The following is a 20,482-nucleotide window of genomic DNA, read 5'->3' on the forward strand; positions in this document are numbered from 1 at the left end:
TTTCAGACCACCTGTTTCGTTCGGGCGAAATGACAGGCCACCTCGTGGTCCTCGCCCTGGGACTCACGGGGCGGCTCCACCTCGATGCACTTCGCCTTGTCCGAATCGGACAGTGTGGCGTGCAGGAAGCACCGGGTGCGGAACCGACAGCCGGACGGCGGGTTCGCCGGGCTGGGCAGGTCGCCGGACAGGATGATGCGCTCGCGCGCCCGCTCCTTGACCGGGTCCGGGATCGGGATCGCGGACAGCAGGGCCTGGGTGTACGGGTGGCTCGGCGCGCCGAACACCGAGTCGACGTCGCCGATTTCGATGATCTTGCCGAGGTACATCACGGCCACCCGGTCGGCGATGTGCCGGACGACGGACAGGTCGTGGGCCACGAACAGGTAGGACAGCCCCAGTTCGGCCTTGAGCTTGTCCAGCAGGTTGATCACACCGGCCTGGATGGACACGTCCAGCGCGGACACCGGCTCGTCCAGCACCAGCACCTTCGGCTCCAGCGCCAGCGCGCGGGCGATGCCGATGCGCTGCCGCTGGCCGCCGGAGAACTCGGCCGGGTAGCGGTCGGCGTGCTCGGCCCGCAGACCGACCAGGTCGAGCAGCTCGGGGATGCGCTTGCGGATGTGCGCGGTGTCGAAACCGTGCACCTGCATGGGTTCCGCGAGTACGTCGCCGACCGGCATGCGGGGATCAAGCGAGGCCAGCGGATCCTGGAACACGACCTGCATGTCCCGGCGGATCGCCTTGCGCCCCTTGGCGTCCAGAGTGGACACGTCCTTGCCCAGCACCGAGATGTTGCCGCCGGTGGGACGGGTGAGGCCGAGGATCTCCATCAGCGTCGTGGTCTTGCCGCAGCCGGATTCGCCGACCAGGCCGAGGGTTTCCTGCTCGCGCACCTCGAAGCTGACGCCGTCGACCGCGTGCACGGTGCCGACCTTGCGCTTGAGGACCACGCCCTTGGTCACCGAGAAGTGCTTGACCAGCGACTCGACGCCGAGCACGACCGGCCGCTCGCTCCGCGGCCGCAGCGCGGCCTTGGGCTCCTCGACCAGTTCCGCGCCGAACACCTCCATGGCCGCCTCGATGGCCGATGCGTTGCTGGCATCGACGCCCTCGATGTCGTCATCGGCGGCGGCCTCGGTCGCGGCCAGCTCGGCGCTGCGGATGCAGGCCGCGCGGTGACCGCTCGTGCTGTCCACTTCGGACAGCGGCGGCTCCTCGGTAAGGCAGTCGTCCACGGCCATCGGGCAGCGCGGCGCGAACGGGCAGCCCGTCGGCAGGTCGACCAGCGACGGCGGCTGTCCCTTGATCGGCACCAGCGGCAGCTTCTCGGCCGCGTCCAAGCGGGGCAGCGAGCCCAGCAGGCCGAGCGTGTACGGCATCCGCGGCTGCTGGTACACCTCGTTGACGTGCCCGGATTCCACGGCCTTGCCGGCGTACATCACCATCAGCCGGTCGGCGAAGCCGGCGACCACGCCGAGGTCGTGGGTGATGATCACGATGCCGGCGCCGGTCACCTCCTTGGCCGTCTTGAGCACCTCGAGCACCTGCGCCTGCACGGTCACGTCCAGCGCGGTGGTCGGCTCGTCGGCGATGATCAGGTCCGGGTCGTTGGCGATCGCCATGGCGATCACCGCACGCTGGCGCATACCGCCGGAGAACTCGTGCGGGAACGCCTTGGAGCGCGCCGACGCGTTCGGGATGCCGACCAGGTCGAGCAGCTCGACCGAGCGGTTGGCCGCGGCCTGCTTGGAAACCTTGCCCCGACCGTGGATGAGCAGCGCCTCCGCGATCTGGTCGCCGACGGTGTACACCGGCGTCAGCGCGGACAGCGGGTCCTGGAAGACCATGGAGATCCGGCGGCCCCGGATCTTCGACAGCTGCACATCGGAAAGGCCTAGCAGCTGCTGGCCCTGGAAGCGGATGGAACCGGTGATCCGTGCCTGTTCGGGCAGCAGACCCATCACGGCCAGCGAGGACACCGACTTGCCGGAGCCCGACTCGCCGACGATGCCCAGCACCTCGCCGCGGTCCACCTGGTAGCTCAGGCCACGCACCGCGTGCACGCGGCCGGCCTCGCTGGGGAAGGAGACGTCGAGGTCGGTGACCTCCAGCACGGCACCGTCGCCGCCGGCGTCGAGGAGCCCCTCGTCCAACGTGATCTCGGAGGCGCTCACGCCAACTTGTCCTTTCGCTTCTCCCGGCGGCGGGCGCGGGATGCCGTCGGGTCCAGCGCGTCGCGCAGGCCGTCGCCGACCACGGCGACCGACAGCAGGGTGATGATCAGCAGCACCGCCGGCGCGTAGAACAGCCACGGGAAGGTCAGCGCCGAGCCGGTGCCGACCGAGATCAGCGTGCCCAGCGAGACGTCTGGCGGCTGCACGCCGAAGCCGAAGTAGCTCAGGCCCGACTCCTGCAGCACCGCGGAGCCGACGTTGATCGTCGCGTCCACGATGAGCAGCGAGGACATGTTCGGCACGATGTGCTTGAAGATGGTGCGCCACGGGGACTGCCCCATGAAGCGCGCGGCGCTCACGTACTCCCGCGTCTTCAGGGTCAGCGTCATGCCGCGCACGATGCGAGCGGTGATCATCCACTGGAAGGCCACCAGCAGCACGACCAGGATCAGCCAGCTGGAGCCCTTGAACAGCGGGCTGGCGATGCTGATGATCAGGAACGACGGCAGCACCAGCAGCAGGTCGACGATCCACATCAGGGCCCGGTCGGTGATGCCGCCGAAGAAGCCGGCGGCCGCGCCGACGACGGCCGACAGCGCGGTCGAGATCACGCCGACCAGCAGGCCGATCGTCAGCGACTTCTGCAGACCGCGCATGCAGGCCACGAACATGTCGGTGCCGATGTTGTCGGTGCCGAACCAGTGCGTGATCGACGGCGGGTCGTAGGTCAGGCTGGTGTCGTGGAACTCGTAGCTGTACGGGGAGAACAGCGGATAGCTGAAGGCCACCACGTACAGCAGAATGATCATGACGATGCCGCCGAGGGCCCAGCGGTTGCGCATGAACCGGCGGCGCACCAGTGCGCCGCGGGATACGGGCTTGCTCTGCACGATGTCGGCCGCGGCTTCCTCAGCGGCGGCCGGGTTCACGGTGGTGCTCATGTGCTTCTGGCCTCCTACACCCGGATCCGCGGGTCGAGCAGGGCGTACAGGACGTCGGACAGCCAGCCGGACAGCAGCACGCAGACAGCGACGAACAGCGTCACCGTGGCGGTCACGTTGGTGTCCTGGTCGTTGATGCCCTGCACCAGCCAGGCCCCCATGCCCTGCCAGTTGAAGATGGTCTCGGTGAACACGCCGCCCACCACCAGCAGACCGAAACCGAAGGCGAACAACGTGGCCATCGGGATCAGCGCGGTGCGCAGGCCGTGCTTGAAGAACGCGCGCCTTCGGGTGAGGCCCTTGGCCTGCGCCGTGCGGAGGAAGTCGCTGCCCAGCACGTCGAGCATCGCGCTGCGCTGATAGCGGCTGTAGTAGGCGATCTGGCCGAGGACGATGGTCACCGTCGGCACGATCAGGAAGCGCAGCCGCTCGTCGAACGCGGCCAGCCAGCCGGCGTCGGCATCGAGCGTTCCGCTGTACTCACCGGTGAACTGGAGCCATTCGCTGCCGGTGGCGTTGTTGATCGCCTGGGCAACCTGCTTCACCAACGGGCCGAGCACCAGCACCGGAGTCGCGAGGATCACATAGGAGAAGAAAGTCGATATGTAGTCGAAGAACTTGTACTGCCGGACGGCACTGGCCACGCCGATCAGAACACCGAGCAGGATGCCGATCGTGATGCCCAGCAGGAACAACCGCAGGCTCACGCCGACCCGTCGCCACAGCTCGTCGGTGATCGCGTGATCCTTGGTCGTCTCGCCGAAGTCGCCGTGCAGCACGCCTTCGCCCCAGGTCAGGAAGCGCACCGGGATCGGCTGGTCCAGGTGCAGCTCGACGCGCTTGGCCTCGAGGGTGGCCGCGGGTGGCGGCGGGTTGTGCTGCCTGAGCAGGCTCAACGGGTCGAACGAGATCGAGGACAGCGTGAAGGACAAGAATGTCGCCACCACGCAGAGCACGATGTAATTGATCAGTCGGCGAACAAGGAAGCCGAACATCGCCTAGCTCCTCCCAACGGCGGAACGGATCCGCGCCCGTCGGTGGAAGGATGAGTATGTGGTGGTCGGAGCGGTCACCCGGGGGATTCTGCGGCTTACTCCCAGTTCTCGCCACCCTCCACCGGCCGGATTCTTGCGCCGATTGGGTAACGAACCGCATGCGCGCTGCTCCGGACGGCGCAACGGCAAGGCCATTCGGTGATCAGCCACTGTGGACTGAACGGCAGACCATTGTGGACAGCCGCTCGTTGCCGTGGCACCGTAGTGGGGTGTCTGAACTGAACGCAACTGCCGCTGCACTGCTCGGATTGCTGCACGACGGTCCCAAGACCGGCGGGCAGCTGGTCACGGCGGCCGGTGAGCGCTTCGGCGCGTTCTTCAGCGTGACCCGCAGCCAGGTCTACCGGGAGCTGCCGGCGCTGGCCGAGCAGGGCCTGCTCAAGTTGGGCAAGCAGGGCCCGCGCTCCAGCCAGCAGTACGTGATCACCGCTGCCGGCAAGAAGGCTTTCAAGACCTGGCTGACCACCGAACCCGGTCCCGACCACCTGCGCTCGCCGCTGATCCTGCGGCTGGTGCACGCCAGCTCGCTGACGCCAAAGCAGCGCGCCGGTCTGGTCGATTCCGCCAAGGTGGTCTACGGGGCGGAGCAGGAGACCCACCGGACGGCCGCCAAGTCGGCCGAGGACCCGTACGCCAAGGCGGTGGCCGAGTTCGCGCTCGCCCACGCCAAGGCCGTGCTGAAGCTCCTGGAAAGCATCCCCACGAGCTGATAGGGGAGTGAAACACTGCTGGACCGGACCGGCCCAGCAGTGTTACTCCGCCCTGACGTAATCTTGTTTGTTGTGAACCCGGACGTCGAAGCCGACCTCAAGGAACTGTCCGCGACCCTGGCGAGTGTCGAGGCCGTGATGGACCTCGACACGCTGCGCGCGGACATCGAGCGCCTGGAGGCCGACGCGGCCCGTCCGGATCTGTGGGACGACGTCGAGACCGCCCAGCAGGTCACCAGCGCGCTCTCGCACAAGCAGGGTGAGCTGCGCCGCGTCACCGGTGTTCGTGGCCGCCTCGACGACGTGGGCGTGCTCTACGAGCTGGCCGAGGACGCCGACGACGCGGACAGCGTGGCCGAGGCCGACGCCGAGCGGGCCAAGCTGCGCGAGGAGATCGCCCAGCTCGAGGTCCGCACCCTGCTCTCCGGCGAGTACGACGAGCGCCAGGCGCTGGTCACCGTGCGTTCCGAAGCCGGCGGCGTGGACGCGGCCGACTTCGCCGAGATGCTCATGCGCATGTACCTGCGCTGGGCCGAGCGCCACGGCTACCCGACCGAGGTCTACGACACCTCCTACGCGGAAGAGGCCGGCATCAAGTCGGCGACCTTCCAGGTCAAGTCGCCGTACGCCTACGGGACGCTGTCGGTCGAGCAGGGCACCCACCGGCTGGTCCGCATCTCCCCGTTCGACAACCAGGGCCGCCGGCAGACCTCGTTCGCCGGCGTCGAGGTGGTCCCGGTGGTCGAGCAGACCGACCACGTGGACATCGACGAGAAGGACCTGCGGGTCGACGTGTACCGCTCGTCCGGCCCCGGCGGCCAGGGCGTCAACACCACCGACTCGGCGGTCCGGCTGACCCACATCCCGACCGGCATCGTGGTGTCCTGCCAGAACGAGCGCTCGCAGCTGCAGAACAAGGCCTCGGCGATGACGGTGCTCCAGGCCAAGCTGCTCGAGCGGCGCCGCCAGGAGGAGCAGGCCAAGATCAACGCGCTCAAGGGCGACGGCGGCTCCAGCTGGGGAAACCAGATGCGTTCCTACGTCCTGCACCCGTACCAGATGGTCAAGGACCTGCGCACGGAGTTCGAGGTCGGCAACCCCTCGGCCGTGCTCGACGGCGACATCGACGGCTTCCTCGAGGCCGGTATCCGCTGGCGCCGCAGCTCCGGGCAGTGACCGGATGTCATGAAATCCGTGTGAGCTGAAGCTGTCGAAATCTCACCCGGACGGGGCTAGATGTCAGGCCGGTAACGGTCGCGGGTAAGCTCGCCGACCGTGATCCGGCTTGAACACGTCACCAAGGTCTACAAGACCTCGACCCGGCCCGCCCTCGACAACGTGAGTGTCGAGATGGGCAAGGGCGAGTTCGTGTTCCTCATCGGCCCCTCCGGCTCCGGCAAGTCCACCTTCCTGCGGCTGCTGCTGCGGGAAGAGGTGCCGAGCAAGGGGCGCGTCTACGTGTCCAACTTCGACGTGGCCAAGATGGCGCGGCGGCGGGTGCCGCGGCTGCGCCAGTCCATCGGCTGCGTCTTCCAGGACTTCCGGCTGCTGCCGACCAAGACGGTGGCCGAGAACGTGGCGTTCGCCCTCGAGGTCATCGGCAAGCCCCGGCACACCATCCAGAAGGTCGTGCCCGAGGTGTTGCAGCTGGTCGGCCTGGACGGCAAGGCCGACCGCATGCCGACCGAGCTCTCCGGCGGCGAGCAGCAGCGGGTGGCGATCGCGCGAGCCTTCGTCAACCGGCCGCTGGTGCTCATCGCCGACGAGCCGACCGGAAACCTGGACCCCGACACCAGCCAGGACATCATGCTGCTGCTGGAGCGGATCAACCGCACCGGCACCACGGTGCTGATGGCGACCCACGACCACTCGATCGTCGACTCCATGCGGCGGCGAGTGGTGGAGCTCGACCACGGCAGGGTCATCCGCGACGACGCCAGGGGCGTCTACGGAGTCGGCCGCTAGCGCCCGTCCCCCGCGGACGCCGAACATTCCCCGAGCCAAGGAACGTCAACCCCGATGCGTGCCAGTTTCGTCTTCAGCGAAGTGATCACCGGGCTGCGCCGGAACATCACGATGACCATCGCGATGATCCTGACCACGGCGATCTCGCTCGGCCTGCTCGGCGGTGGTCTGCTCATCGTGCGCATGATCGACAAGATGCAGCTGATCTACTCCGACAAGGTGCAGGTCATGGTGAGCCTCACCGACGACATCAGCGCCAACGACAAGAGCTGCTCAACGTCGATCTGCGCCAACCTCCAGCGTGAGCTCCAGGGCTCGTCCAACGTGGAGACCGTCACCTTCCAGAACCGGGACCAGAGCTTCCAGCGGTTCCAGCAGCTGTTCCAGGCCGAGCCGGAGCTGCTGCGGCTGACCCGGCCCGAGTCGCTGCCGGCCACGCTCCAGGTCAAGCTGACCGACCCGAGCAAGGCCGACGTGCTGGTCAAGGCGTTCACCGGCAAGCCGGGCGTGAAGACCGTCGACGACCAGGGCGTGTTCCTACAGCGCTTCTTCGGCATCCTGGACAGCGTCCGGTACGCGACGTTCCTGATCGCCCTGGTGCAGGCCGCGGCGGCGGTGCTGCTGATATCCAACACGATCCAGGTGTCGGCGTTCACCCGTCGGGTCGAGGTCGGCATCATGCGCCTGGTCGGCGCGACCCGCTGGTACACCCAGCTGCCGTTCCTCATCGAGGCCGTGGTCGCCGGCGTCGTCGGCTCCATCCTCGGCATCGTCGGACTCGGCCTGGCCAAGGTGTTCTTCCTGGACGCCGCGCTGTCCGGGCCGATCGCATCGGGCGTGCTGCCGCGGCTGGACCTGCTGGACGTGGTGGCCATCTCGCCGATCCTGGTCGGCGTGGCCGCGGTCATCTCGGCCATCACCGGCTACGTGACCCTGCGCCTGTACGTGCGGCTGTAGTAACCGGCTGGCGCGCGGACGTAAAATCGGATCATGCCCAAGGAACAGGGCCGCAAGGCCATCGCGACCAACCGCAAGGCGCGCCACGATTACTCCATCGTGGACACCTATGAGTGCGGTGTCGTCCTCATGGGCACCGAGGTGAAGAGCCTGCGGGCCGGGCGGGCGTCCCTTGTGGACGCCTTCGCCACCGTCGACGACGGCGAGGTCTGGCTGCGCGGGCTGCACATCACCGAGTACGAGATGGGCACGTGGACCAACCACGAGCCCCGCCGCAACCGGAAACTGTTGCTGCACAAGGCCGAGATCCTCAAGCTCATCGGCAAGACCAAGGAGAGCGGCCTGAGCCTCGTCCCGCTGTCCATGTACTTCAAGGACGGCAAGGTCAAGGTCGAGCTGGCGTTGGCCAAGGGCAAGAAGTCCTGGGACAAGCGCCAGACGCTGGCCAAGCGGGACGCCGAGCGCGAGACCACGCGCGCCATCGGCCGCTGGGCCAAGGGCCGTAGGGATTGAGTCTCGCCTCTGACACCGACATCGCCGGGTGGGTCCGGTCGTTGGGCCTGCCCGGCATCGTCGATCTGCACGTGCATTTCCTGCCGACGTCCGTGATGGACAAGGTGTGGGCCTATTTCGACAACGCGGCCGTGCACTACGGGGTCGAATGGCCGATCCACTACCGGCTGCCCGAGGCCGAACGGCTGGCGACGCTGCGGTCGTTCGGCGTGACCGGATTCGCGCCGCTGGTGTATCCGCACAAGCCGGGAATGGCGTCGTGGCTGACGTCGTGGGCGATGGACTTCGGGCATCGCACACCCGGCGCGGTGCCGACGGCGACGTTGTATCCGGAGCCGGGGGTTGCTGCGTACCTGGGTGACGCCGTTGCCGGCGGGGCGCGGTGCGTGAAGGCACACGTGCAGGTCGGGGCGTATGACCCGCGGGATCCGCTGCTGGAGCCGGCGTGGGGGCTGCTGGCCGAGGCCGGGGTGCCGGTGGTCATCCACTGCGGGCACGGGCCGGTGCCGGGGGAGTACACCGGGTTGAAGCTGTTCGAGCAGGTGCTGCGCCGGCACCCGCGGCTGGTCACCGTGCTGGCCCACGCCGGTATGCCCGAGTTCGACGAGGCGCTGCGGCTCGCGGCGGCGTATGAAACCGTTTTTCTGGACACCACCATGGTCGGGACGCCGTTCGCCGAGCGGATGTCGCCGGTGCCGGCGGACTGGTCGGCGCGACTGGCCGACCTCGGCGACCGGGTGGCGCTGGGCACCGACTTCCCCAACATCCCGTACGACTACGCCACGCAGCTGCGGGCCATCGAGTCGTGGGGGCTGGGGGACGACTTCCTGCGGCGGGTGCTCTACGAGACGCCGGCGCGGCTGTTGCGGCTGACGGCGTGAAGAAGCCCCCGTCCTTGGACCTGGGGGTGAACGGGGGCCTCCGGTGGGCCGTCGCTGCGGGAGTGGACGGCTCCACTGTGAAGGACAGTTTTCGCGGCCAACTCTGACGCTTCGGCCGTGGATTCACTCGAATGGAGTATCAAGGGTGTGATCTGTCCGGCATGTCGGGAAGGATTCCGTAAATACCCCGGTTGATGGATGATGTGGCCGTGGGATCGATGGTGTTTGCGCTGGTGGCGGCGCTGGGATACGGACTGAGCGACTTCGTCGGCGGCCTCGCGTCACGGCGTACCCACGTGTTGCGGGTCGTGCTCGTCACCTACCCGGTCGGCCTCGCCGGGCTGCTGCTCGTCGCCCCGCTGGCCGGCGGCCATATCGGCGGATACGACCTGCTCATCGCCATGATCGGCGGCGCCGCCAACGGGCTGGCCATCATCTGGTTCTACAGCGCGCTGGCCACCGGCCCGATGAACGTCGTGTCCCCGCTGACCGCCCTGCTCGTCGCCGGCCTGCCGCTGATCTTCGGGCTCGTCACGGGCGAATCGTTAGGTGCCGTGGCCATCGGCGGCGCACTGCTCGCCGTCATCGCCGTCGTGCTCGTCAGCCGTGAAGAACGCACCGCCGTCGACGAGACCGGGCCCGTCCGCATGACCGCCCGCGTCGGCTGGCTCACCATCGGCTCCGGGGCGGCGTTCGCCGTCTACTTCGTGCTGCTCGACCAGATGCCCCACGACAGCGGGCTCTGGCCCCTCGTCGTCTCCCGCGGCACCGCCACCGCCCTCGTGCTCGCCGCCGCGGTAGCCGCCGGCCAGTTCCGCATGCCGGAACGCTCCGCCGTCGCCCTCTCCGTCACCGCCGGGCTGCTCGACGCCGTCTGCAACACCGCGTTCCTGCTCGCCCTGCGCACCGGACTCCTGGCCGTCGTCAGCGTCCTGACCTCGCTCTATCCCGCCGCCACCGTGCTCATGGCCCGCCTGGTCCTCAAGGAACGCACCGGCCGCGTCCAGCGCTACGGCCTCGCCCTCGCCGCGATCTCCGTCACCCTCATCGCCGGCAGTTCCGCCATCGCGTGAACCGGGATGAACCGCCTGCGCTGACGCGTTATGCTTGGTGGTGTCCGACCCACTACCAGGGGGTGAACGGTTTCGACTCTGAGCGTTGAGTCAGGGGAAGCGTGTAGGTGCAGGCGAGAGACCACCTTCAAGCGTCATCGCAACCAAATAAGCGCCAAGACTAACAGTCGCGCTGACTTCGCTCTCGCTGCCTGAGCAGCCTGAGCGGGTCTGTCGGCCCGGGATCGCCTCCGACCCGGTAGCCGGCATCAGCTAGGAGGCTAAACCGCAGAACCCGGTCGCGGGGGACTGCGGGACAACCACAGCGACTGGGCCCGTCACACCGTCTCGTCTGCGGGAACGGTGGGGCCGAGCAGAGACACAGCAGACTGCACACGGAGAAGCCCTGATAAGGCGACAGAGGACCCGGGTTCGATTCCCGGCACCTCCACTTTGGACGGCCCGTGCCCGCGGAGGGCGCGGGCCGTCGTCGTGTTCGGGTGTTTTGTGGGGCTCTCGCCCCACACCCCAAGCCGGGGCTCCGCCCCTGGACCCCCGATTCGGGCTCGGCTTCGCCATCGCCACCCGGTGGGGCTTCGCTTCGCTCGCCGGCCGGGGCTCGGCTTCGCTTCGCTCGCCGCCGGGTGGGGGCTTCGCTTCGCTCGCCCTGTGGTCGCTTTGTCCTCGCCCTCGGTGCGGCTTTCCTTTGCCCTCCTTCCTTGTTCCTTCCCCCAACTCAGGTTTCTGGGGCGAAGGTCCAGATGGTGGAGGGGCGGCCGGTGGGGCGGTGGCGGATGCGGGCGGTGGTGCGGTGGAGGGTGGGGATGGCGGCCATGAGGCGGTTGAGGTTGGCGGGGTCGGGGCGCTCGCCGCGCAGGGAGGCGGTGGCGGTGACGGCGCGGGTGGCGGAGAAAGACGTGCCGAGCAGGGCCTGGGTGAAGGGGAGGTCGGACCAGAGCTTGGCGGCGAGGAGGGGACGGCAGTGGGTGATGATGCGGTTGTGGTCGAAAGCGAGGGCGGGAGGGGAGTCGAGGGGGAACCACTCGGTGGGGGAGTCGTGGGGGAAGTGACGGCCCACATGGCGATGGAGAGGGTGGGACCACGGGGATCGCGGTTGGGCTCGTCGAAGGTGACCAGCTGGCCTACGGCGGAGATGGCGGCGGCGGGAATGCCGAGCTTGGTGGTTACGGCGCGGCGGGCGTCGTCGGCCAGGCGGGCGCCGCGGGCCAAGAGGACCCCGGGGAGGGCCAGGCGGCCCTGGAAAGGGGAATGGGACCGAGGGGCGATGCCTAGCTGGATGGTCTCGTCGTCAGGCCAGAAACGCAGGGTGAGCACGTCGACGGAGACGGCTGACTGGTCCAGATCCGGGCTGTCGTTCGACACGACGGACTATCCTGCCGTACCCACCAAAGCAGTGGGGACGCGGTGGGCGCGGTCGGGGCCGTGGGCGGTGAGCACCACGGGGACGCCCAGGTGGGTGGCGATGGTGTCGGGGGTGAAGTCCTCTAGTACGGGGCGGGCAGTGGTGAGTAGCTGGGTGAGGTGCTGCTGGTGGGCTAGGTCCTGCCACGGGCCGCAGTGGATGGCGTCGATGACGCCGTTCTCGGTGAGGTAGGCGGTGGCGGACTGGACGCCGGTGTGCTGGTCGAAGTGGGTGACGGAGAGACCGTCGATGCCGCCGCAAGCCTCGATGGCGTAGCGCAGCAAGATCGGATCGAAGTGGCCGACGCGGAAAGTGCCCTGGTATTCGCCGAAGGTGTTGTGGGGCTCGGGTAGGGCCAGGGCGGGGTCCTCGGTGGGGAAAGGGCCGGCGCCGTGGCGGGTGAGGTAGGTGCGGGTCACGCCGAGTACGTACGGGCGGTCGCCGAGGGCGGTGATCATGGCGCGGGCGTGGCGAGGCTCCACTGTGGACCAAGTGGTGTGGGGGTGTAGGCCGCGCCACTCGTCGAGTAGGACGCCCTGTGCGCCTTCGAAAACTAGCTGGCCCTGGGTGGCGAACGAGGCGAGGGCGTCGGGGCCGACGATCTGTACTGCGGCGGCGAATTCGCGGTAGAGGCCGACTAGTTCGGTGATGGAGCCGACGCGGTCGCTGATCAGGGGAGCGTAGTGGTGGGCCAGGTCGTCGAGGAGTCTGGTCAGTAGGCGGATGTCCTGGCAGTCGGCGACTTTTGGGGCGCGGTGGTCGAGGGCGTAGGCGGCGGTCTCGCCGATGCCCAGGCCGCACGAGCCGTGGCGGGCGGCGCCCCGAGCGTCCTCCCGCGCCCGGTTCGCCGCCACGTGGATGGGCGTGGTGAGCAACGCGTCGCCGTCGATGTGTAGTAGTCGCAAGGGATCTGGGACGCCGAGGCGGGCAAGTGCGACCGATTCGGCGGCCAGTGCGATTGGCTCGACGAGCATGTGGCGTGACAACAACGTTGGCACGTTGGCGAATGTGCCGGAGCCGAACTGGGCGAAGCGGTGGTGCCGGCCGTCGGCGACAACGTTGTGTGCTGCCTGCGCGCCGCCGTTGAACCGCACCACCGCGCTCACGGACCCGTTGGCGCACAACCAGTCCACCGTCGCGCCCTTGCCGGCGTCGCCGAAGCCCAGGTCGACGACGATCACGTGCTCCCGCATGGTCAGACCCGAGTCGCCAGCGCGCGGCGGACCGCCTTCGCCTCGGCGTGCGAGCCCACGTCGCGCAGGTCGGCCAACCCGCCGCTCACATCGATCCGGCCTTCGCCGACGCCGACCATCAGGGCGATCAGCTCGCACACCGCGCCCGGGTCCTCCAGGCGCAGAAACCGCTCGCCGAGCAGCGTCGCCCAGTGCGCCGCGATCTCCGGGTCGTTGTAGTAGCTCGACTGCTTGGGCAGCACGTAGAAGACGTGCCAGCGCGCTGCCAGTTCCCGGTAGACGGAGGCCACCGCGACGTCCTGGCTCACCCGGTCGCCGATCACCTCGCGGACGTGGCTCGCGGCCAGACGGGGCTTGTTCAGCTCGTCGCCGATCAGGAACAGGTAGCCCTTCTTGCCGCGCTTCTCCCAGGCGTCCGTCACCACGTGCCGGACCATGAAGTACGCCGCCAGCTCGTAGCTCTCCGACTTCTGCCCGCCCCCGCCGCCTTCCAGCAGGATGTTGCGCAGCTGCTCGTCCATCCGGTTGTCCGACTCGAACTGCCCTACCTGCAACGGCACCCGGTCGCTGTCCGCGTCCCCGATCCCGCCGAACATGATCTGCGGGTCGTCCGCGTATCCCTTGTGGCGCAACAAACCGTGCAGCCGGCCCAGCTTGCTCTGCATGATTCTCGGGACCGTCCCCATGGATCCCGTGACGTCGAACAGCACCGCGATCGGCAGCGAGTTCGCGTGCTCCGCGCTGTCGCGGCACTCCCGCAGCGCGTCCCTCGGGTCCAGCGTCGGGTGCGCCCGCCAGGTCGAGTACTCCTGGCCCTGCATGTCCGCCGTGTAGCCGAAGTCATCCAGCCCCCGACTGGCCCGGAACGTCCGCGCCGCCTGGAATGCGTTGTTGTCCCAGTTGCCGTATCCCATCTCGTGCTCCCCTCTGCGGTGCCGGCGGAACCCCCTGGTCCCCGCCGGCGATGCTTTTAGTCTAGACGACCAAAACTGGGAGGGCAAGGGGGGTGGGGCGAGGGGAGGGAGGTGAGGGTGGGAAGGAGGGGGCGAGGAGGGGTGGGCGGGGGGACGAAGCGGGGAGCGGGGCCTGGGTGCTATGGCAGGGCGGCGATGGCGGCCTGCTGGTCGGCGGTGAAGGACAACGCCGCCTGGCGGAGGGTGGTGCTGGTGGCGCGGGCGAGGGTGAAGACGGTGGTGAGGATGCGGCGCATCTCGGTGCGGATCTGGTGGGTGGCCTGGGGGACGGACGCGTCGATGTCGCCGAAGAGGGTCCACCACCACCAGGCGTTGGTGCCGGAATTGGCGACGAAGTCGGGGACCACGTGGATGCCGCGGGAGGTCAGCAGGGCCTCGGCCGCCGGGAGGACGGGGAGGTTGGCGGCCTCGACGATGAGGGGTGCGGAGATGTGGTGCTGGTTGGTGGGAGTGATGCAGTACGAGATGGCGGCGGGGACCAGGACGTCGGCGCCGATGGAGAGCCACGAAGAGAGAGGCAACGTAGTGTCGGAAGGGCGGAGGGAAGAGCGGGCGATCTCGCCGAAAGCGTTGCGGGAGCGGAGAAGGAGCTCGACGTCGAGGCCGGCGGGGTTGGTGATGACGCCGAGGGAGTCGGAGACGGCGACGATGCGGAGACCGGCCTGGGAGAGGTAACGGGCGGTGGAACCGCCCATGGAACCGAAGCCCTGGATGACGGCACGGGCGCCGTCGCAAGGGATGTCCAGCTGGGATAAGGCGGTCAGAACGGCCTCGGCTACGCCGATGCCGCCGGCGAGGTCGGGCAAGGGGATGCCGTCGACGTCCAACGAGAAGGCTCGGCGGAGGCGGGAAGTTGCGGCGGAGCGGTCGGAAAGCAACGGATAGACGGCCTGGATGGAGCTCTCCATGCCGATCTCGGTGACGACCTCGTCGATGAGCTTCTGTTGTAAGCCAAGGTCTTCGCCGGTGGTCCAATGACGTTCGAGTAGCGCCCGCACGCCCTGGAGATATCGGGTGAGGATACCTCGCATACGAGGGTCATGGGGATCGCAGTCGATGCCACCCTTGGCCCCACCCAATGGGACGTAACGGTTGGCGGGGCGGTAGTAGAGCGCCTCCTTGCGGGTCATGCCGGCGGCAAGCCCTCGAACCTCGGCGAGGGTGCAGCCGTCCCGCATGCGTAAACCGCCGGAGCAGACGCCACGCACGAGCCGGTCGATGACCAAGAAGCCCTGACGTGACGTGACGGGATCGGTCCACGTCACCTCGAGCAGTGGAGCCAAGGCCACCTCCCATGCTGAACCGCGATTCAGTATGGGATCGGCCGTGAGACGGTGTCAAGAAAACGTTTGCTAGGCCTCGGTGAACACCATGGCTGACACGGAGAGCTCCCAGGTCAGCTGGCGGATGAGCGAGGCGTGGAGCTCACGGCGGGGTAGCCGCGCCTTGTGCACGACGGAACGCACGGCGAGACCGTCCAAGAAGGACGTGAGGCGAGAAGCGGCGGCGGCGGAGTCGACGGAGGGAAACAGGTCGGCGGCAACGCCCTCGTCGATGACGGCAGCGATTGCGTCGATCCACCGCCGCTGAAGATCGGCCAACACCCGCGCCAACGCCCTGTCTCGCAAGGCAACCGACCACGCGTCGATCCAGATGGTCCAGCCGCGGGCGGGACCGGTGGGGGAGTACCAGTCGAGGGCGGCGAGGAGTCGGGCCGGCGGCGAGCCGGGGCCGCCGACGATGGAGTCCACAGTGGAGAGATCCTGGGCGCAGGCGTGCACGAGCGCCTCGGACAGCAGGTTCTCCTTGGTGCCGAAGTGGTAGATGATCAAGGCGGGGCTGACGCCGCTGGCCTCGGCGACGTCGGCGACGCGCACGGCGGCCATGCCCAATGCGCGGATCTGGGTGAGCGTCTCGTCGAGCACCTCGGCCCGCCGCGCCGTCGCGGTCTTCCTCGGCATGGCCCGCACTATCCCACCAAATGCTGCGCGCACAGGCCGATCGGTGTTGACTTCCCCGTGCGGATCACGGTGGTGGCGGTGCTGTGGCTGGTCGCGCTGGCGTCGACGGCGCTGGTCGGGGCGTTCTCGCCCTGGTGGCTGTTCCTGACGGTCCCGCTGCTGGCCGTGGCGATCCTGGGTGCCTACGACCTCATCCAGCGCAAACACTCGGTGCTGCGCAACTACCCGGTCCTCGGCCACCTGCGCTTCCTGCTGGAGGCGCTGCGCCCGGAACTCCAGCAGTACTTCGTCGAACGGAATTTCGACGGCCGCCCGTACGACCGGGACGTGCGCAGCATCGTCTACGAACGGGCCAAGGGCACGGATGCGGAGGAACCGTTCGGCACGGAACGCGACGTCTACGCCGTCGGTCACGAGTACCTCAAGGCCTCGATCGCCCCGCTGCCGGTCCCGGACGCCCCACCGAAGGTCATGATCGGTGGCCCGGACTGCTCGAAACCGTACGAAATGGCGCTGCTCAACGTGTCGGCGATGAGCTTCGGCTCGCTGTCGGCCAACGCGGTGCTGGCCCTGAACAAAGGGGCCGAACTCGGCGGATTCGCCCATGACACCGGCGAAGGCGGCCTGTCCGACTACCACCTGCGACATGGTGGCGACCTGGTGTGGGAGATCGGCACCGGCTACTTCGGCTGCCGCACCAAGGACGGCGGCTTCGACGAACAGGAGTTCGCCGACAAGGCTGCGCACGACAGCGTCCGCTGCGTGTCGCTGAAGCTGTCGCAGGGCGCGAAACCGGGCGTCGGCGGCGTGCTGCCGGGCAGCAAGGTCAACAAGGAGATCGCCGCGGTTCGCGACGTTCCGCTAGGCCGGACGGTGATCTCGCCGCCGTACCACCGGGTCTTCAGCACGCCGCGTGAACTGGTCCGATTCATCGCCCACATGCGGGAGCTCGCCGGCGGCAAGCCGACGGGTTTCAAGCTCTGCCTGGGATCCCGCCAACAGTTCCTCGCGGTGTGCAAGGCGATGCTGGCCGAGGGCACCGCCCCCGACTTCATCATCGTTGACGGCGCGGAAGGCGGCACCGGCGCGGCCCCGCTGGAGTACGCCGACAACCTCGGCACGCCGCTGACCGAAGGCCTGATCACCGTGCACAACGCGCTGGTCGGCGCCGGCCTCCGTACGAAGATCAGGATCGGCGCCAGCGGCAAGGTCGCCACCGGCAGCGACATCGTGAAACGCCTGCTGCAAGGGGCCGATTACACCAACGCGGCGCGGGCGATGATGTTCGCGGTCGGCTGCATCCAGGCGCAGCGCTGCCACACCAACCGCTGCCCGGTCGGCGTCACGACCCAGGACGCACGCCGCGCACGGGCGCTGGACGTCGAGGACAAGTCGCTGCGGGTGCAACGATTCCAGCAGTCGACGGTGCGCAGCGCCGTGCAGATCATGTCCTCGATGGGCGTACACGGCCCCGACGAGCTGCGGCCGCACATGCTCTGCCGCCGAACGGATCCCGTGACGGTTCGCACGTACGCCGAGCTCTACGAGTGGCTGCGACCCGGTGAGCTGCTGGATGAGCCGCCGCGGGGCTGGGCCGAGGACTGGGCGGCGGCCGATCCGGACCGGTTCGCGGTGTGACGAACCGGCAAATGTGAGCAACCCGTCACACTCGGCGAGCGTCATCTGGTTGGGTTGATCTATTTCCGTCGAACCGACCATGGGGGATCAGTGCGGACAACTGTCCTCGCCGGCGTGTGCGCGGCCGTCCTGTTGACGGCCGCGTGCTCAGCGGGCGGGCCAACGCCGGAGCCGCCGGGCCTCGCCGCCCGCGACACGACGATGACCACGGTGAAGCCGGCGCACCAGGACCTGAGCAACCAGGTCAGCCTGACCGGGAAGGTGGCGCTGGACCCGGTGTTCGGCATCGCGGCGCCGGTCGACGGCCAGGTGCGCTACCTGGACGTGAAGCAGCCGGACGCGACGCCGACGGCCCCGACGCCGGTGGCCAACATCTGGGCCGGCGGCAAGTCGACCCGGGTCGACGTCCCGGCCGGCGCGACGTTCAGCGGCCGCCTGGTCGACGACAAGTCGACCGTCACCGCGGGCATGCCGGCGGCCTCGGCCAAGTTCGCCGGCTACGGCATCGTGGCCGATCTCGACGGCGCGCAGGCCTACCGGATCGCGGCGGCGACCGGCACGGTGCAGGCGCAGATCAAGGACGGCCCCGGGCCGTTCCCGTGCACGATCCTCGGCACCATCGCGGCGTTGCCGGCCGGCACGCCCGCGCCGTCGACGCCGACCACCCAGGCGCCGCCGAAGTCGGGTGCGGCCGGCCCGACCTTCCTGCCGCCGGGCGTCACCCAGCAACCGCAGCAGCCGTCCGAGCCGACGGGTCTGCGCCTGGTCTGCACGGCCCCGGCCGGCGTGAAGATGATCAACGGTGTGGCGGCCACGCTCCAGGTGGTCACCGCGACCACGAAGGACGCGCTGGTGTTGCCGGTCGAGGCGGTCGCCGGCAGCCAGGGCACCGGCAAGGTGGACGTGGTGGTGGACGGCCACCGCCAGACCAAGGACGTCACGCTCGGCCTGACCGACGGCAAGAACATCGAGATCAAGTCCGGGCTGACCGGCGACGAGACGATCGCCGTGCCGGGCCCGAATTTGCCGGCGCCGCCGCAGGCCGGCGGTCCGACGCGATGACCGAACCGCTGATCCGGCTCTCCGGCGTGACGAAAACCCTTAAGGGCCAGGAAGAACCGCGAACCGTGCTGAACGGCGTCGACCTCACGCTCCACAGTGGACAGAGTGTCGCCGTGCTCGGCCGGTCCGGCTCGGGCAAGAGCACCCTGCTGTCCCTGATCGGCCTGTTCGACCGGCCCGACAACGGCCAGTATCTGTTACGGGACAACGACATCACCCGCGTGTCCGAACGCAGGGCGGCCTCGCTGCGCAGCAGCGAGTTCGGCTTCGTGTTCCAGCGGTTCTTCCTGCTCAAGCACTTGACCGCCGCGCAGAACGTGACGATGGCCCTGGTCAACGGCCAGGGCTGGCTGCCGCGCCGCAAGCGCCGGGCCAAGGTGATGGCGGCGCTGGAGCAGGTCGGCATCGCCCACCTGGCCAAGCATCGCCCGGCCCGGCTGTCCGGCGGCGAGCAGCAGCGGGTGGCCATCGCCCGCGCGCTGGTCCGCGACCCGAAGATCCTCCTGGCCGACGAGCCGACCGGTGCGCTCGACGCGGAGACCGGCAACCTGGTGGTCGAGGTGCTGCGGTCGGCGACGGATCGGGGCTGCGGCCTGATTCTCGTGACGCACGACCGTGATCACGCGGCCAAGATGGGCAGCGTGCTGCACCTGGCCGACGGCGTGCTCGGTCCGGTGACGGCATGATCCGACTGTCCGGCCGGCTGCGCTCGGCCCTGATCATCGGCCTGCAGGGCATCCGGTCCCGCAAGCTGCGCACGCTGTTGTCCATGGTCAGCCTGTTCCTCGGCGTGCTCGCGGTGGTCGCCGTGCAGGCCGGTTCGCAGATCGCGGAACGGGCGGCGCTTGGCGACGTCGAGCTGAACGAAGGCGTCGACGGCACGCTCCAGATGTACCTGCCGCAGAACGACAAGGCGCCGTCGATCGTGCTGGATACCGTGCAGGGCAAGAAGAGCGCGGTCGCGTTGAGCTCGACCCGGGCCTTCATCGGCGAGCCGAACGTCACGCCGATCAACAAGGGCGGCGGCCCGATCGACCAGCCCGGTTACGGCGGCGGCTACTACTGCACGGCCAACGGGGTGTGCAGCCAGGACGCGCCCGGCGAGCAGGGACCGCCGGGGAAGGCGATCGAGCTGACGCTCACCGCGATGACCGGCGATGTCCGGAAGTTCATGCCGTATCGGCTGCAATCGGGGCAGTGGCTGGACTTCGCCTCGGCCCCGTCGCTGGCCCCGCGCATCGTGATCAACACGAAGGCGGCAACGGCGTTCGAGCGCTACAAGGTGCCGGCGCAGATGCGGATCACCGGCGCGCCGGTGGACTCGACGCCGCAGATCATCGGCGTGGTCGACGACGGCGGATACCAGCCGGCCGCGTACGTCCGCTACGACGAGCTGGCCAACTGGCTGCCGAGCGACCCGAACTCCTCGCTGCGGGTTCTGTTGTCCCCGGCCGACACGGCGGTGCAGCAGACCCTCACGGCTCGGCTGGTCGCCGCCGGCGTGCCGGCCGACCAGGTGCACCTACAGCCGATCAACTCCAAGGAGCGTGTGGCCAAGCAGCTGGCGCTGATGCGCTGGATCTTCCTCGGCATGGCCGCGTTGGTGCTGCTCATCGGCGTCGCCGGCATTCTCAACGTCGGTCTGGCCACGGTCGGCGAACGCATCGAGGAATTCGCGCTGCGCCGGGCCCTGGGCACGCCAAGGCTTTTGCTGGCCGGCATCGTGCTGGCCGAGACGTTGCTGACCGGCCTGTTCACGTCCGTGCTGGCGATCGGAGCGGGGATTCTGGGCCTGCGGGTGGCGGTGATGATGTTCGGCCAGGGCGACCGGTTCGCGTTCCTGCGGGACATGGGCTTCCCGTGGCAGGCCGGTGTCGCCGGTGTCGTCGCCGGGCTGATCGCCGGCCTGCTCGGCGGCAGCATCCCGGCGCTGCGGGCGGCCCGCATTCCCATCGCGACGGTGATGCGGGCCTGAGAGAA

The 20,482-nt window shown here is 68.8% G+C and carries 19 protein-coding genes and 1 other RNA gene; 12 read left to right on the forward strand and 8 right to left on the reverse strand.

Annotated elements, in window-relative coordinates; all coding sequences use genetic code 11:
* Positions 1 to 2: 2 nt before the first annotated feature.
* From M3Q35_RS40170 to M3Q35_RS40180, 3 genes are read right to left on the reverse strand one after another with little or no spacing between them, the layout of a single operon-like run.
* Positions 3 to 2,177 carry a dipeptide ABC transporter ATP-binding protein gene (locus M3Q35_RS40170; protein ID WP_273937791.1) on the reverse strand — a complete coding sequence of 725 codons (2,175 nt, stop codon included), beginning with the start codon at positions 2,175 to 2,177 and terminating at the stop codon, positions 3 to 5.
* On the reverse strand, positions 2,174 to 3,118 hold the full coding sequence (locus M3Q35_RS40175) for an ABC transporter permease (protein ID WP_273937792.1): 945 nt from the start codon (positions 3,116 to 3,118) through the stop codon (positions 2,174 to 2,176). The genes M3Q35_RS40170 and M3Q35_RS40175 overlap by 4 nt, the downstream gene beginning before the upstream one ends.
* A gap of 14 nt (positions 3,119 to 3,132) precedes the next feature.
* Positions 3,133 to 4,113, reverse strand: a complete 981-nt coding sequence (locus M3Q35_RS40180) for an ABC transporter permease (RefSeq protein WP_273937793.1) — start codon at positions 4,111 to 4,113, stop codon at positions 3,133 to 3,135.
* A gap of 269 nt (positions 4,114 to 4,382) precedes the next feature.
* On the opposite strand from M3Q35_RS40180, the gene M3Q35_RS40185 reads away from it, so the two are divergent.
* The 8 genes from M3Q35_RS40185 to ssrA all read left to right on the forward strand — a co-directional run bounded on the left by M3Q35_RS40185 (position 4,383) and on the right by ssrA (position 10,705).
* On the forward strand, positions 4,383 to 4,883 hold the full coding sequence (locus tag M3Q35_RS40185) for a PadR family transcriptional regulator (RefSeq protein WP_273937794.1): 501 nt from the start codon (positions 4,383 to 4,385) through the stop codon (positions 4,881 to 4,883).
* Between the two features lie 72 nt (positions 4,884 to 4,955).
* Positions 4,956 to 6,059 carry a peptide chain release factor 2 gene (gene prfB / locus M3Q35_RS40190; RefSeq protein WP_273937795.1) on the forward strand — a complete coding sequence of 368 codons (1,104 nt, stop codon included), beginning with the start codon at positions 4,956 to 4,958 and terminating at the stop codon, positions 6,057 to 6,059.
* A gap of 99 nt (positions 6,060 to 6,158) precedes the next feature.
* Entirely contained in the window at positions 6,159 to 6,848 is a 690-nt protein-coding gene (ftsE, locus tag M3Q35_RS40195; protein WP_273937796.1) for a cell division ATP-binding protein FtsE, read from the forward strand.
* A 54-nt stretch (positions 6,849 to 6,902) separates the two neighbouring features.
* The gene (gene ftsX / locus M3Q35_RS40200; RefSeq protein ID WP_273937797.1) at positions 6,903 to 7,805 is read left to right on the forward strand and encodes a permease-like cell division protein FtsX; all 903 of its coding nucleotides are present in this window, start codon (positions 6,903 to 6,905) and stop codon (positions 7,803 to 7,805) included.
* A 33-nt stretch (positions 7,806 to 7,838) separates the two neighbouring features.
* Entirely contained in the window at positions 7,839 to 8,318 is a 480-nt protein-coding gene (smpB, locus tag M3Q35_RS40205; RefSeq protein WP_273937798.1) for an SsrA-binding protein SmpB, read from the forward strand.
* Positions 8,315 to 9,199 (forward strand): amidohydrolase family protein, encoded by an 885-nt coding sequence (locus M3Q35_RS40210; protein ID WP_273937799.1) that lies wholly within the window; start codon positions 8,315 to 8,317, stop codon positions 9,197 to 9,199. Before smpB ends, M3Q35_RS40210 begins: the two co-directional genes overlap by 4 nt.
* A gap of 218 nt (positions 9,200 to 9,417) precedes the next feature.
* Positions 9,418 to 10,272 (forward strand): EamA family transporter, encoded by an 855-nt coding sequence (locus M3Q35_RS40215; RefSeq protein WP_273944660.1) that lies wholly within the window; start codon positions 9,418 to 9,420, stop codon positions 10,270 to 10,272.
* A gap of 58 nt (positions 10,273 to 10,330) precedes the next feature.
* Positions 10,331 to 10,705, forward strand: a transfer-messenger RNA (tmRNA) gene (gene ssrA / locus M3Q35_RS40220).
* A 282-nt stretch (positions 10,706 to 10,987) separates the two neighbouring features.
* Here the strand turns inward: ssrA and M3Q35_RS40225 are convergent.
* The 5 genes from M3Q35_RS40225 to M3Q35_RS40245 form a co-directional block, all read right to left on the reverse strand.
* Positions 10,988 to 11,329 carry a hypothetical protein gene (locus M3Q35_RS40225; protein ID WP_273937801.1) on the reverse strand — a complete coding sequence of 114 codons (342 nt, stop codon included), beginning with the start codon at positions 11,327 to 11,329 and terminating at the stop codon, positions 10,988 to 10,990.
* A gap of 311 nt (positions 11,330 to 11,640) precedes the next feature.
* Positions 11,641 to 12,867: an adenylosuccinate synthetase gene (locus tag M3Q35_RS40230; RefSeq protein ID WP_273937802.1), complete on the reverse strand. Its 1,227-nt coding sequence runs from the start codon at positions 12,865 to 12,867 to the stop codon at positions 11,641 to 11,643.
* A 2-nt stretch (positions 12,868 to 12,869) separates the two neighbouring features.
* The gene (locus M3Q35_RS40235; RefSeq protein ID WP_273937803.1) at positions 12,870 to 13,781 is read right to left on the reverse strand and encodes a hypothetical protein; all 912 of its coding nucleotides are present in this window, start codon (positions 13,779 to 13,781) and stop codon (positions 12,870 to 12,872) included.
* A 179-nt stretch (positions 13,782 to 13,960) separates the two neighbouring features.
* Positions 13,961 to 15,130, reverse strand: a complete 1,170-nt coding sequence (locus M3Q35_RS40240) for a Glu/Leu/Phe/Val dehydrogenase dimerization domain-containing protein (protein ID WP_379794605.1) — start codon at positions 15,128 to 15,130, stop codon at positions 13,961 to 13,963.
* A gap of 63 nt (positions 15,131 to 15,193) precedes the next feature.
* Complete coding sequence (locus M3Q35_RS40245) at positions 15,194 to 15,802, reverse strand: TetR/AcrR family transcriptional regulator (protein ID WP_273937805.1); 609 nt, start codon at positions 15,800 to 15,802, stop codon at positions 15,194 to 15,196.
* Between the two features lie 57 nt (positions 15,803 to 15,859).
* On the opposite strand from M3Q35_RS40245, the gene M3Q35_RS40250 reads away from it, so the two are divergent.
* The 4 genes from M3Q35_RS40250 to M3Q35_RS40265 all read left to right on the forward strand — a co-directional run bounded on the left by M3Q35_RS40250 (position 15,860) and on the right by M3Q35_RS40265 (position 20,477).
* Positions 15,860 to 17,440: an FMN-binding glutamate synthase family protein gene (locus M3Q35_RS40250; RefSeq protein WP_273937806.1), complete on the forward strand. Its 1,581-nt coding sequence runs from the start codon at positions 15,860 to 15,862 to the stop codon at positions 17,438 to 17,440.
* Positions 17,441 to 17,530: 90 nt separating this feature from the next.
* Complete coding sequence (locus M3Q35_RS40255; protein ID WP_273937807.1) at positions 17,531 to 18,502, forward strand: efflux RND transporter periplasmic adaptor subunit; 972 nt, start codon at positions 17,531 to 17,533, stop codon at positions 18,500 to 18,502.
* Positions 18,499 to 19,188, forward strand: coding sequence for an ABC transporter ATP-binding protein (locus M3Q35_RS40260; protein WP_273937808.1), 690 nt, complete (start codon positions 18,499 to 18,501; stop codon positions 19,186 to 19,188). Before M3Q35_RS40255 ends, M3Q35_RS40260 begins: the two co-directional genes overlap by 4 nt.
* Entirely contained in the window at positions 19,185 to 20,477 is a 1,293-nt protein-coding gene (locus tag M3Q35_RS40265) for an ABC transporter permease (protein ID WP_273937809.1), read from the forward strand. Before M3Q35_RS40260 ends, M3Q35_RS40265 begins: the two co-directional genes overlap by 4 nt.
* Positions 20,478 to 20,482: the final 5 nt, after the last annotated feature.

Origin of the sequence: Kutzneria chonburiensis, from assembly GCF_028622115.1 — a bacterium.
GTDB classification, from domain to species: Bacteria; Actinomycetota; Actinomycetes; order Mycobacteriales; family Pseudonocardiaceae; genus Kutzneria; species Kutzneria chonburiensis.